12 protein-coding genes are annotated in these 13,633 nt (G+C 56.8%); all 12 read right to left on the bottom strand.

The genetic code is table 11. The annotated features are described in order from the left end of the window. Positions 1-480 carry a RidA family protein gene (locus ATB98_RS19125; protein ID WP_066876293.1) on the bottom strand — a complete coding sequence of 160 codons (480 nt, stop codon included), beginning with the start codon at positions 478-480 and terminating at the stop codon, positions 1-3. Continuing rightward, positions 477-1,238 carry a gamma-glutamyl-gamma-aminobutyrate hydrolase family protein gene (locus tag ATB98_RS19120; RefSeq protein ID WP_234781949.1) on the bottom strand — a complete coding sequence of 254 codons (762 nt, stop codon included), beginning with the start codon at positions 1,236-1,238 and terminating at the stop codon, positions 477-479. Before ATB98_RS19120 ends, ATB98_RS19125 begins: the two co-directional genes overlap by 4 nt. Positions 1,239-1,498: 260 nt before the next feature. Next, positions 1,499-2,287 (bottom strand): putative hydro-lyase, encoded by a 789-nt coding sequence (locus ATB98_RS19115; RefSeq protein ID WP_066876289.1) that lies wholly within the window; start codon positions 2,285-2,287, stop codon positions 1,499-1,501. 87 nt (positions 2,288-2,374) lie between these two features. After that, positions 2,375-3,376: a 4-hydroxyproline epimerase gene (locus tag ATB98_RS19110; RefSeq protein ID WP_066876287.1), complete on the bottom strand. Its 1,002-nt coding sequence runs from the start codon at positions 3,374-3,376 to the stop codon at positions 2,375-2,377. A gap of 1 nt (position 3,377) precedes the next feature. Continuing rightward, positions 3,378-4,637: an NAD(P)/FAD-dependent oxidoreductase gene (locus tag ATB98_RS19105; protein WP_066876285.1), complete on the bottom strand. Its 1,260-nt coding sequence runs from the start codon at positions 4,635-4,637 to the stop codon at positions 3,378-3,380. Between the two features lie 300 nt (positions 4,638-4,937). Continuing rightward, complete coding sequence (locus ATB98_RS19100; protein WP_066876283.1) at positions 4,938-5,795, bottom strand: ABC transporter permease; 858 nt, start codon at positions 5,793-5,795, stop codon at positions 4,938-4,940. Positions 5,796-5,808: 13 nt separating this feature from the next. Beyond that, a complete protein-coding gene (locus tag ATB98_RS19095) occupies positions 5,809-6,753 on the bottom strand; it encodes an ABC transporter permease (RefSeq protein ID WP_066876281.1) in 945 nt (314 codons plus the stop codon). A gap of 30 nt (positions 6,754-6,783) precedes the next feature. Beyond that, positions 6,784-8,385: an ABC transporter substrate-binding protein gene (locus ATB98_RS19090; RefSeq protein ID WP_066876279.1), complete on the bottom strand. Its 1,602-nt coding sequence runs from the start codon at positions 8,383-8,385 to the stop codon at positions 6,784-6,786. 40 nt (positions 8,386-8,425) lie between these two features. Next, positions 8,426-10,291 (bottom strand): ABC transporter ATP-binding protein, encoded by a 1,866-nt coding sequence (locus tag ATB98_RS19085; RefSeq protein ID WP_153435721.1) that lies wholly within the window; start codon positions 10,289-10,291, stop codon positions 8,426-8,428. Positions 10,292-10,346: 55 nt separating this feature from the next. After that, on the bottom strand, positions 10,347-11,363 hold the full coding sequence (locus ATB98_RS19080; protein ID WP_066876276.1) for a dipeptidase: 1,017 nt from the start codon (positions 11,361-11,363) through the stop codon (positions 10,347-10,349). Between the two features lie 275 nt (positions 11,364-11,638). Then, complete coding sequence (locus ATB98_RS19075; protein WP_084435590.1) at positions 11,639-12,394, bottom strand: ABC transporter substrate-binding protein; 756 nt, start codon at positions 12,392-12,394, stop codon at positions 11,639-11,641. A 447-nt stretch (positions 12,395-12,841) separates the two neighbouring features. Then, complete coding sequence (locus tag ATB98_RS19070) at positions 12,842-13,540, bottom strand: GntR family transcriptional regulator (RefSeq protein WP_066876390.1); 699 nt, start codon at positions 13,538-13,540, stop codon at positions 12,842-12,844. Between the last annotated feature and the right edge of the window lie 93 nt (positions 13,541-13,633).

Genomic DNA, 13,633 nt, shown 5'->3' with positions numbered 1-13,633 from the left:
TCATGCACCGTCCCTGAGGCGGGCAATTATGTCTATCTCGACCGGCACACCGCGTGGAAGTGATACAGCGCCAATAGCGGAACGTGCGTGGGTTCCGGCGTCCCCAAACACCGCAACAAGGAGATCAGAGGCGCCGTTTACGACGAAGGGAATGTCAATGAAGTCCGGCACGCAATTTACAAACCCAGACACTTTGACTATTTCAGCGACCCTTGAGAGGTCCCCGCCGGTCGCGATTGACAACTGCCCTAAAACATTAAGCGCAGCAAGCTTCGCAGCTTCGTAGGCATCCTCACGCGACACTACTTGCCCAACTTTCCCGAGATACTTGATTTCGCCATCATCGAGGGGCAGCTGCCCCGACACATAGACCTGACGATGGTCAACCTTGTATCCGAGAAGATTGCCTGCTGGCTTGAAAACTCGCGGCAATCGCAGGCCAAGCGCCTTAAGGCGTTCTTCAGGTGTCTGAGACGTCATGAGCCCTTATTCCTCCTTGAAGAATATCCCTTTGCGGCAGCTATGAAGCCGTTCAAGACCATGTCGTCGATGGGGCTGACTCCGTATTCGGGATGCCACTGCACGCCCATGGCAAAGCCGCCAGCGCTCGATTCGATCGCCTCGATAACGCTGTCCTCAGCGACAGCTATCGTTCGATATGCTTCCGAAGGCAAAACCGCTTGATGATGCACGCTGTTGACGCGATACGGCCTTGCCCCGAGATCAACGAGGTTGCGAGATTGGCCGACGATACTGATCTCATGATGCGCGGTTGTCGCGGCCTGATTCGGCTTATGCTCGAGAGCGTCCTCAAGTTCGCTAGCGATATCCTGGATCAGTTGGCCTCCTAGACAAACCGCCAAAAGCTGCATCCCGTTGCAGATGCCAAGAACTGGCATCTGACGCTCCAGAGCGCTCTCGATCAGCGCTTTTTCAAAAGCAGTGCGAGGCGGCTTTGTTGCATACGCCTTTCGCGCTTTCTGGTGATACAGCCCTGGATCGATGTCGAACATGCCGCCGCTGATCAGGACGCCGTCCACGCTCTCCAGATATCCGTCGACATCTGCAGCGTAGGGCAGGATGAGAGGGATTCCGCCGGCGCGGTACACCGCATCCGCATAGTTGCGGCGCAGGACATACTCGGTTTCAGGTTCGGCAGTATCGTTGATATCGGGCGTGATCCCGATGACTGGGCGTGGCGTTTTGACCATAACAGCAAGTAGACGGCTCGCGTCCAACTTCTTCCTTTTTTGCTCTGGAGCCGCGGCACGACATCCTGTCGAGATCGTCGGTTGAGCGGGTTTCGAATCCAAGACTTTGTGCGCGATGAGAATTGAGCACTCGGACCGATGACTGTCAATACATTGTAGATTGGATCCAATTAATTTCGCACGAGAAGGGCACTCACCCTTCCCTGAACGACCCCGGCCTTTCTCCGCAAAATGCCAGGCTCGCGCTTCTTTCCAAGATCGTGCCCGGATCTCCGAGGCGCAGACCCCTATATTGATAGTCTATTATTCAATATATCTGTCAGGAGCATATGGCCTGGTGCATGGGTTATGCTGAAGTCTGGCCTGGCGCGCACGATGGCCGCCTGGGGAGTTACTCCACAAGCCCAGAAAACAGGAATTTCGCCAGGTCGGATCGTCACGGCATCTCCATAATCTGGAGTGGCGAGGTCGTTAACGCCGATCGTCTCCGGATCGCCCAGGTGGATTGGAGCGCCGTGCACGGAAGGGAATCGTCCAGTGATTTGCACCGCTTTGATTGCCTGTTCCGGAAGCATGGGTCGCATTGATACGACGAGCGGACCGGAGAACACGCCGGAAGGTGTTGTCTCGATTGACGAGCGGAACATCGGCACGTTGCGTCCCTCTTCAATATGTCGAACCGGCACGCCGGCCGCCAGCAAAGCTTCTTCAAAAGAGAAGGAACAGCCGAGCGCAAATGTCACCAAGTCTTCGCGCCATATCTCCGTCACGTCCTGCAACTCTTGAACGAGCACCCCTTTTTTCCAGACGCGGTAGCGCGGTACGTCTGTGCGAATGTCTAGATCGTCTCCGAGGTCGGGGATCGAGGTTGCGCCCGGCTCTGACACTCCTAGGAGAGGACACGGCTTTGGATTGCGTTGACAGAACAACAGGAAATCATACGCAAGGTCGCGCGGTAAAACTGCAAGATTCGCTTGTACGAAGCCGGACGCAAGGTTGGCCGTCGGGCCTGACAAAACGCCTGTACGCGCCATTAGCCGAACTTGCCGCGCTGACGAAGGAGCGATTGAACTCATAATACTTCCTGTGAAGGCGACTTGTGTGTCCGTTTAAATGAGGCAGATTCCTCGGCCTACAGCACCAGCTTGTACTGCATGCGGTGGTCATGCGATCTGGAATCCGTGCGCAAGCGGGTTAATATTCGAAACAAAAATCGTGTTGTGGCCGATTACGCGTGCCCAACCGGCCACGCTGGGCTTGATCGCCTTCTTGTCACCGACCTGAGTTTCTCCCTCGACCCTACATTCAAATGTGGTTCCGATAATGCTCTCGTGCACGAACGTGTCTCCAACGTTCATCCGGCCACGCGCCACCAACTGCGCCATACGGGCCGAGGAACCCGTCCCGCATGGGGAGCGGTCGATGGCCTTGTCACCGTAGAAGACCGCATTGCGACCATGCGCGCGCTCCAGGTGCGGCTTGTCCGTCCACATAACATGGCTAACGCCGCGGATACGATTATCTTCGGGATGAACGGGCGCGAGTTTCGCTTCTGCAGCCTGTCGGACAAGCGGACTCAGCCGAAGAACGTCGTTCGCGCTCATTCCGTCGAGACCGGGCCAATTCACCTGTGGCTCGATGACCGCGTAATAGTTCCCACCATAGGCGACGTCGACTTTGATCAATCCCAGGCCCGGAATGTCGAGTTCGATGTCCTGAGCGTGCAGATAACTTGGCACGTTGAACAGCCTTACCTGCTCAACCAGTTCACCACTTCGGGCATACTCGACTTCAATTTTGCCGGCCGGTGCTTCAAGTGAGAGTTTCCCTTTGCTTTTTGGGACGACTAACCCCCCCTCGATCGCAGCCGTTACAGCGCCAATCGCTCCGTGGCCACACATCGGCAAACAACCGCTGACTTCGATGAAGAGAATCCCGAGGTCGCAGTCGTTGCGGGACGAGGGATAAAGGATTGCTCCGGACATTCCATCGTGGCCACGCGGTTCGAACATAAGCGCCCTGCGAACCCAGTCGTGATCGCGTAGAAAGATTTCACGCTTCTCCGCCATTGAGACGTTCGGCAAAAGAGGCCCACCTCCAACGACCAGGCGCACCGGATTTCCGCATGTGTGGGCGTCGATGCAGAAAAAAGTGTGTCGAGCCATTTTATTTTTCTTTCCTGAAGGAGAACCGTGCGGCGGAAAATGGCGAGAGATCGAGGCTTGGGGAGCGGTCGAAAAGAAGGTCACCGACGATCTTGCCGGTGGTTGGCCCCTGGGTCAGCCCCAGATGCCCATGCCCGAATGCATAAATGATATGCTGGCTAGCAGACGATCTGCCGATAACCGGCAGACTGTCGGGCGTAGCCGGCCGGTGGCCAGCCCATTCGACACCCCCCTGTTCTCGCAGTCCCGGGAGATAGAGCTTTGCGAGCTTGACCAGTGCCTTCGAGCGCTTAAAGTTAGGTGGAGACTGCAATCCGCCGAACTCGGCAGCCCCGCCGATCCGCAATCCGACAGAAAGCGGCGTCGCCACAAACTTCCGATCCGCGAATATCACCTCACGTTCAAGCGTGACTCCGGGCGCGGCGATAGTCGTATTATATCCTCGCTCACTCTCAAGAAGCACGCGATCCCCCAGCTGACGGGCAAATCGTGCCGACCATGCTCCTGCTGCGATCACAAGCTTCGTGGCGGCAAGCGTCGTGCCCCCATTCAGCGCAATCTCCGCCCCGTCGCCGGTTGAGTAAACCCGATCTACCTGGCCCTGGACGATTTTTGCACCGTTCGCGACGAGCCACATGCGCAAGACATCCACGACCTTCTTTGGATCCGTGATGTGCGACCATTGAGGCGTAAACACTCCGCGCTGCACAATTGGGCCCAGGGCTGGCTCCATGTCTGTTACCTCACGTGCCGACAGTGCCTGCATCTCCACTCCCAGCGCACGCTTGATCTCCCATTCATGTTCGTCCCTGAGAAATCCGTTCTCCGTCTCGTAGACGGTCAGTGCGCCCCTGCGGAACAAGTCGCCCGCAAGTCCGACCTTGTTGAAGAGCGGCACCAGATCGTCGTAAACTCGACTGTTGATTGAGGCCAACGCCTTGGATATGCGACCGACCTCGGATGCCGAACCAACTCGCGCAAAACGCCACAGCCACGGTACCATCTGCGGTGTGTGCCCGACTCGAAGCGCCAGCGGGCCGAGGGGATCCAACAGCCAGAACGGCACTTTCTTCCACAATCCCGGAACAGACGCTGGTATAACCTCTGTTACAGCGATGCCGCCGGCGTTGCCGTAGGACGCTTTGTCACCGGCCGGATCTCGATCGACGATAGTGACGCTTGCTCCTGACTGCAGCGCCTCGAAGGCGACACTCAGTCCGACAATGCCGGCACCTATCACAATGACGCTCGTAACTGCCATTTTTCCTTTTCCTCTGCTCCCGAACGCTTTGGGACAAGTCGCAGATCGAGCCCGAAGGTTGGAGAACCGAACACAGTCCGTTGATGCCGTTGCCGCATGACCGCGCCCAAACTGTGCGTCGACATTTTTTTCGTATCGTATGAGCCCGCGCGTTACCCGGGGCGTCGTATGGAGCGGATCTCGCAAGTGGCCAACAGTGTTCAACGCCTCCTGACTTGAATCTTCCAGATCAACTTGTCTGGGAACGCCGTGGGGCCGACGCCGGAGCCGTGGCGGCGTCGGGATTTGTCGGGATGCGACCTAGTCTGGGAGATTGAAGCGAGGATCGAGCATGTCTCGCAACCCGTCGCCTATCAGATTTATGGCAAGAACCACCAACGCAATTATGATGCTGGGATAGACGATGAGGTGCGGCGCGATCAGCACGAAAGTCCGCCCCTCGGCTACGATGTTCCCCCAGCTAGGGTGTTCAGGAGGCACCCCAACCCCCACGAAACCGAGATATGCCTCAAAGAGAATAGCGAGGCCGCAGATATACGTGGCCTGCACGGCGATCGGCGCCAACGCGTTCGGCAGGATATATCGGAAGAGGATTCGCAAAGGTCTGGCGCCGTAGGACTGGGCCGCCTCCACGAATGCTTGTTCCCGCAGTGTAAGCGTCAAACTTCTTACCAGCCGTGCGACGACCGGCACTTCGGGGACCGCCAACGCTACGATCACCGTCAAGATTCCGCTTCCAAAAATTGTAGCCAATGCAATCGCGAGCAGAATCCCGGGGATGGCCATCATGCCATCCATGATTCTCATCAGGATCTTGTCCGACGATCGCCCAGCTCCGGCAATCAGACCCAAAACCGTTCCAACTGTTGTCGCCAGAATTGCTGTGCCCACGCCGATCGCGAGCGACACCTGACCCCCGTATAGCAGTCGCGTAAAGATATCGCGCCCGAACATGTCTGTCCCGAGCACATGATCGTAGCTGGACGTCTTGAGCCTGAATTGTGGGTTCATCGCAAGCGGGTCGGTGCTGGTTATCAAAGGCGACAAATATGTTGTCAGCACGACCAAGACCAAGAAAATGGTGGCTGTTTGCAGGGCCGCTGGCAGACGCGAAAACTGTCGCAGTTGCAAGGAGCCCGTCACATCGGAGAACGTCATAATTCTAAGCTCCTCAGGTATATTTGATCCGCGGGTCGATGACCAGGTACGTCAGGTCGACAAGCAAGTTGATGACTACGTAGACAACCGCGCTGACCAAGAGCACTCCCTGGATGACGGGAATGTCGATGCGCTGTATGGCCTCGACGAGGAGACGCCCGATCCCAGGGATTGCGAACACAGTCTCGGTTATCACCACACCGCCAAGCATTGAGGCGAACGAGGTTCCCACAACGGTGACAAGAGGAACGGCGACCAGCCTGAGGCAGTGCCGGACGACGATGGCGGTCTCACCCAATCCTTTCGCTCGCGCGACACGCACGAAATCCTGATTGAGGACTTCGATGGCGCTCGCCCTCGTTACCCGACCAATTAACGCCGTTTGGGCGAATCCGAGCATGATCGCGGGCAGAAGCACATGGCGCGCCACCTCTGGTATTCCCTTGTCAATGCCGGCAAAACCCTGAACCGGCAGCCATCCCAGGCGCACGCCGAACGTGAAGATCAGCAGATATCCGATTAAGAATGCCGGTATCGACATTCCCCCAACACAAAAGAGAAGGACGGCGCGATCCGCAATTGTGCCAGGCCGCTGCGCTGCCAACAGCCCCAGCGGCACCGCTACGATCAGTGCGACTAAAGTTGCCGCGATCGCGAGAGTAATTGTAGGCTCGGCCCGAGCGAGGATGAGACTCAGCACGGGCTGCCCCGAAAACAGTGACATCCCTAAGTCGCCCTGCAACGTGTTCCCCAGCCACACGAGGTAGCGAGAAAAAACCGGAGCATCGAGCTGAAGCCGATCACGAATGGCCTCGATTTGGGCGGGCGACGCATAGTCGCCCGCCAGGACCGCTGCCGGATCGCCTGGGCTTAGATAGGTCAGTCCAAATACGACTGCTGTTACCACCCCTACAACGGGTATGACCGAGAGAATTCGGGTTATCAGGTATTTAATCATACTGGCCTCACAAGCCCGGACTTGACGTCGTTAGTTCGTCTTGCGGCGCACGTTCCAGAAATACCAAACCGCGACATCCGCGTCGAAATTCTCGATTTCCGCCCGGCGCACAACAGGGCTGGAAGACTCTCCTACCGGGATGAAGGGCAGATATTCCGATGAACGCTTCTGTATGTCGAAGGTGATCTTCTTCTTTTCGGCGTCACTTGTTGCGCCGAGGAATGCGGCCCTCAGATCTTCCATTTGCTTGTCACATGGCCAGCCGAACCAGGCGTCGTCACAACTGGATGCAAGCATAAGATGCGTGATCGGAGATGAAGCGCCCGAGGAGTCCATGCTTGACATCATCAGATTCCAGCCGCCCTCCGAGACCGGCGCTTTCGACGTCCGTCGCGACGTCAGCGTTGACCAATCCATCGATTGCAGATCGACGTTTGCACCGATCTTTCGAAGTTGCTGCGCCAGATACAATGCTGCGGCGTGGTACGGAGCGTAATCGGTTGGCTCGAGAATGACGATCGGCTTGCCGTCATAGCCAGCTTCCGCCAGCAGCTGTTTTGCTTTCTCGTAATCGGGTGCGCCGCGGTGGCCGGAATAAGCCGCTTCATCACCATATGGGCTGCCGCACATTAAAATAGCATAACACTCGCGCCACAATTCCGGATCGCCGGCCACAAGAGGTCCAAGCTCCTTCTGATCGATGAGATACGTGAGGGCTTCACGTGCCTTAACGTTGTCGAACGGAGGGTTCTTGAAGTTCGGCCGAATGTTGAACTGCTGCCAGACGCCATTTTCGACCACGAACTTGTTGTCGCTCCGCATGGCGACTGCACTATCCATCGGCGGGCCGAGCCAAATGTCGTGCTGATCTGTCAGCATCGCCGCCATAGCGGTGTTGGGATCCGGAATGTAGGCCATCTCGATAGTATCGAATGCGGCCTCCTTCTTGCCGGACATATAGCTGGGCGCGTCGCCCCTGGGGACATAATGGGGGTTCTTGGTATAGACGCGCGTCTGACCTGGCTTCCACGCCGACAGATCAAATGAATACGGACCCGATCCGGTAGCATCCTTGAGAGACTCAGTTGCGGGCAATGCGGCGACGCGCTGAGGCATGATGAAGGCCGGGTTTCCCGTCGCACCCGCCAGCGCGGAGGGAACATCAAAAGGATCCGACAATTCGATCTGCAGCGTCACATCGTCAATTCTGCTCATATTTTTGAGCCTGTCGGCCAACATTTTTCCGATCTGATCCTTCGAGGCCCAGCGCTTCAATGATGCGATCACGTCGTCAGTGGTAATGGCGCTACCATCGGAAAACTTCAGGTCAGGACGTAGCGAAATCGTGTAGGTCCTTTGGTCATCGCTGACGGTAACCTTGTCGGCCAGTTCCGGCCTGGGTGCACCATGTTCATCGAACTCGAACAGCTTGTCATAGATCAGCGAAGCATGCACCTGCGTCAAAGTTGCCGTCGTCAGGATAGGATCTACAGTTTTCAGATCGGCATCTGAAATAACGCGCAATGTGTCCGCCATCGCAGCGCTAGCAAAAAGAGCACTGGCTACTAGGGGAGCTAGTGCTGCGGTTCTAAAAAGGCACGACAACGTCTTATGATTGGATCTGGTAGTCATTTTTATTCCCCTTTTTTGACAGTTTTGGTTTCGCGACACGTCAGACCGATTGGCCAGACGTACCCATCTTCTCCCACTCGGCGTCCCAGACCATAACGGCGTGGCCTGGTGAGACCTCCCGGTATTGGCGCACAGGTGGGATATAGTCTGCAGACCGAACCGGACTCCGAACTTCCTCGTTCGGAACGGAGCGTTTCTGCAGGCGCCGCGCCGGATCGGCGATCGGCACTGCCGCTAGCAACCTCTTGGTGTAGGGATGTTGCGGATTCTGGAAAATCGCTGCGCGCGGACCGATCTCGACAATCTCTCCGAGATACATCACTGCAACGCGGTGGCTGACACGCTCTATCACGGCCATATCATGCGAAATGAAAAGATAGGCGAGTCCCATGCGGGCCTGAAGTTCGAGCATCAGGTTGACGACCTGAGCCTTCACCGAAACGTCGAGCGCCGAGACAGCTTCGTCCGCCACAATCAGCCGTGGCTCCAGCGCCAGGGCACGGGCGATGCAGATGCGCTGACGCTGACCTCCCGAGAACTCGTGTGGAAAGCGGTTCGCCATGTCGGCTGAAAGTCCGACCCGCAACAAGAGATCGGCGACCTTGTCGCGTGCTTCCGAGCGGTTGGCGACACCATTGATTATCAAGGGCTCGGCTATAGCCGTGCCGATCTTCATGCGTGGGTTTAGCGAGGCAAATGGATCTTGAAAGATCATCTGCATGCGCTTGCGCCGTTCCAACAGGTCATTGGCGCTCAGCTTGAGCAAATCCACGCCGTCGAGCTGCACGGAGCCCGATGAAGGCTCGATCAGCCGCATAATTGCGCGGCCGGTCGTGGATTTTCCGCAACCCGACTCACCGACCAACGCCAAGGTCTCGCCGCTCCTGACATCGAAGGAGACGTTCTCGACCGCGTGGATCCGACTCTTGACGGACGAAAACAGTCCCGAAGAAATTTCGAACCGCTTGGTCAATCCGGCAACTTCCAGCACAGGACGTTCGGCCCCTTTGACCGTGTCTGGCGTCTCGACCGTTTCGTCGGGCTCGCCCGTTGTTCGGTCGAAGATGGGAAATCGCATCGGCCGGGTTTCGCCTCTCATCGAACCGAGCTTTGGCACTGCCGACAATAGGGATCGCGTATAGGGCTGGGCGGGATTCTTGAAAATATCCTCTGTCGCGCCGGTTTCGATCGCCTTGCCTTTATACATCACCACCGTTCGGTCAGCGATTTCGGCAACCACGCCCATGTCGTGGGTGATGAAGAGAACGGACATCTCCCCTTCCTCCTGCAGCTCCTTGATGAGTTGCAGAATCTGGGCCTGAATCGTGACGTCAAGCGCGGTCGTAGGCTCGTCCGCGATGAGCAGCTTCGGTTTGCATGCCAGAGCCATTGCAATCATCACGCGCTGGCGCATACCACCCGAGAAGCGGTGTGGATATTCATGAAAGCGCGATTTCGCAGCTGGGATCCGCACCTTCTCCAGCAGTCGGATGGTCTCCGCCTCAGCTGCGGCGTGCGACAAGCGTCGATGCAACACCAGTGCTTCGGCGATCTGAAACCCGATGGACAGCACCGGGTTCAGTGACGTCATCGGCTCCTGGAAAATCATCGCGATTTCATTGCCGCGGATGCGACGCATGTCGGCGTTCGAAAGGGTCAGGAGTTCCCTTCCCTCGAGCTTGACCGACCCGTCGACCCGACTCAAGCCAGGCGCGTTTAGCTGCATGATCGAGAGTGCAGTAACGCTCTTACCTGAGCCAGATTCGCCCACCACGGCAACGGTCTCTTTCGGACCGATGTCGAAAGACACGCCATCGACCACCGACTTCCAGCCCCCGCCCGTTCGGAAGGAGGTGACCAGATTCGAAACAGAAAGTACGGCGTTTGTCATCGGCTGCTCAAGCATGGTGCGAAGCTCCGATCTGGGTTTGCCAGGCGCATTCAATTCGAGGACCACCGGGTCACTCCCCCCAAACTTCGCGGAAGACACGCAACCAGTTCAGTCCCAAGATCTTGCGAACATCCTCCTCTTTGTACCCCCTGCGAAGCAGCCCCTGCGTCATGCCGATAAGCATGTCAGGCGTCTCAATCTCAGGGGGGTTGTAATGAGGCGGGCGGGGATAAGCTTCGGGGCTCCAGTCGCCTATGCGGACATAGTGCTCCCATTCGCTGATGACAGATTCCGTCTTTGAAAACGGAGGCGTCCCCCACCAATAATCGAGACCCAACCCGACGTGGTCGATTCCAACGAGCGACACGAAATGGTCGATATGGCCAATCAGATCATCAAGCGAGGGACGTGCTGCACCGCCATTTGCGGGGACCACGAACTGAGGAACAGCGGTGACGCCGACAAGGCCGCCTGTAGCCGCCGCAGCTTTGACTTGATCGTCGTGGATGTTTCTTCTGCTGGGAAACAGTGTGGCCGAATTCGAATGCGAGAAAACCGTCGGTCGCGTTGTCAACGACAAGGCATCCATTGTGGTTTTGTAGCCGGTATGGCTGCAATCAACGACAACGCGATTCTCATTCAGCCTTCGGATAAGCTTCTTGCCGAAGGCTGAAAGTCCCTCGTCAAAATCTTCCTCGCATCCGCTACCGACATAATCCCGTCTATTGTAGGTCAGCTGCACCATCCGCAAACCGAGCGCTTGAAAAGCCTCGACAAGATCGAGGTCGGTCTGAAAAGGCCCAGTTCCTTGGAAATGAAACAGAACCCCCATCAAGCCGTCGCGCTTGGCGGCCTCGATGTCCGATGCCGTTCGAACCAGCTTCAGATCTTCCCGAGCCCGGATGAACCGCAACCAACTGCCAATTCCATGAAGCGCGTGGTCAGGTGAGTCAGTTCCCGCGGAAATTGTCGGGGCCACACAAGTTGCTCCGCCCGCGCGATAAGAATCCACGTATTCCTTTCGATCCAGAAGCGGCGCAACCGCGTCGATGAGAATTGATTCCCGATGAATTCTTTCAGCGTCCACTGCGCTTCTCCCAGTTGATTATCGAGGTTGCCCCTCAATTCACTTTCTCTCATCCAACCACTTGGATCCAGCATTGTCAATCCCTTGTAGATTGGATCCAATTACAAACCGCATGGCGGGCCGCCTATTTGCCCAGCGATAGTGACGGTCTTGCTGACGGCTTCAGTTCAGTTGCCCTTAAGCCAAAGCTGCGCCTTGGCTCAAGTTCATTCGGCGAGAAAGCCACTGGTCACGACAACCGCGGAGACAAGTGGCTCATCGACAAGAGAGCGGTGCTATTTGCTCTTTCGCGTGATGTTCCAGAAGTACAGTCTAGGAGCCGCAGGGTTGAAGCCCTCTATATCCGACCGGTAAACTCGCGGGTAATAGGATTCCCCCGTCAGGATAAACGGCAGATATTCGGACGCGCGCTTTTGTAACTGATACGCCACGTCCCTCCGTTCGCCATCATCGTCGGCTGCGATATAGGCAGCACGCGGATCGGTCGACGCGTTCGTGGCCACGCGCTTTGGCATGATGAAAGCGGGGTTTCCGGTAATACCAGCCAAGGCCTCCGGCACGTCAAACGGCTCGTTCAACTCAATGCGAATTGTACGCGCGTCAATCGTCGTCATGCTCTTAAGCCTTGCGGCCAACAACTGGCCGGTGACGTCGCGCGAAGACCAGCGCTTCAGCGATTGAATGACGTCGTCGGGCGCAATTGGGCTGCCGTCGGAAAACTTCACACCGCTCCGAAGCGTGATCGTGAAGGTCCGTCGGTCTTGGCTGGCTTCGACCGTATCGGCGAGTGAGGGCCGAGGAGACCCGGTTTCATCCATTTCGAAAAGCTTGTCGTAAATCAGGTATGCATGGACCTGGGTATCCCAGGATGTCGTGACGATGGGATCAGGTGTCTTCATGTCTCCGTCGGCGATAACCCGAAGGGTGTCCGCGGCCGCCGGACTGGCGAAGTGAAGCCCAACAGCCAGGCAGGACAACACGGCCGCCCGGGTCAAAGATGCTCTTAGACGTACGCTTGCCTCATATTTCATATCATTCCCCCCGTTTGAAATCGTGATGACTAGGCGTTCAACTCCAGGGCTCACTCCTCAATGGCACCGGAATTGGATCCAATCTACAACGCTTAGGCCTCAGTGTCTACGGCCGTAATGAAGGCTCGACCTCTCTATCGGCAGGGACGCTTTTGTGATTTGTGTTTGCCACGCAACGTGGCTCGTATCAGCCGATACGAGTTCAGACGCGCGTACCGACAACCCAGAGTGAGATACTCGCGAGGCGCAACAAACTGCCATCTCGGGGCGTATAGACGCCTTCCACCGCATCGCTCGTGGCAACAAGACCGAGCACTATACTGCTGCCTTGAGGCCATTGTGGGATGGCTTGGTGTCCGATTTGGGTCAGGCAGGTAACCCATGATGGCACCATCCGAGGACCAGCGAGACGGCGTGGAGGCTAAAAAGCGATGGAGAAGCCTTTAGTCAGGCAGCTGTGCCACTGGTCTTGCGAGTGCTGAGAGCGTCAAGAAGATTATGGCCGGCCCGGATGATGTGCCCTCGCATGAACTCGACCACGCTCGGATCATGGCTTCGGCACAATTTCAGTATTTGGCGGTGATCCTGCTCTGCTTCTTCGAATGCAGACGTCAACAGGAGTTGGAGCCTGATATAGCGATCGGTCTGGACGTTGATGCCCTGGATCAGTGCCAAAGTTTGAATGCGGTGCGCGGGCACGTAGAGACTGCGGTGAAACTCCCAGTTTAGGGCGCCGACCTTTGCTATGTCGCGCTTGTGATAGGCGTCCTCAAGTTGCTCAAGAACCTGCTCTGACATATCGAGATGATGGTCTGTCATTCGGCTGAGCGCGTAGGTGAGGATGTCACATTCCAACATTGCGCGCAGCTCGAATAGTTCCATGATCTGTTCTGATGGCAGCGTCGTTACAACCGCGCCCTTGTGGATCTTGGAGACAATGAGCCCAGCCGCCTCAAGTTGGCGGAAGGCTTCGCGCACGGGCATCCGGCTGCATTCATATTCGGCGGCGATCGCTTCCTGAACAAGCGGCTCTCCTTCCTTGAACTCGCCATTGAGAATTCGTTCGCGCAACGAGTCAGCCAGGGCCTCCGGCAGGCTCTGTCGTTTCAGGCGGTACTTTGAGCGCGGGCTTTTCTGTTCGAGCATCTCGTTCACGTGTTGGATCCAAATCCCAAAAAGATTGGCATTTCCGTGTCCTAGATGCGGACCGGCAGCCGATAATATGCACACTAGCCTAAA

The organism is Sinorhizobium saheli (genome assembly GCF_001651875.1).
Classification (GTDB): domain Bacteria; phylum Pseudomonadota; class Alphaproteobacteria; order Rhizobiales; family Rhizobiaceae; genus Sinorhizobium; species Sinorhizobium saheli.
The sequence above is the reverse complement of the archived record's forward strand: the minus strand, read 5'-3'. Positions and strand labels throughout refer to the sequence as shown.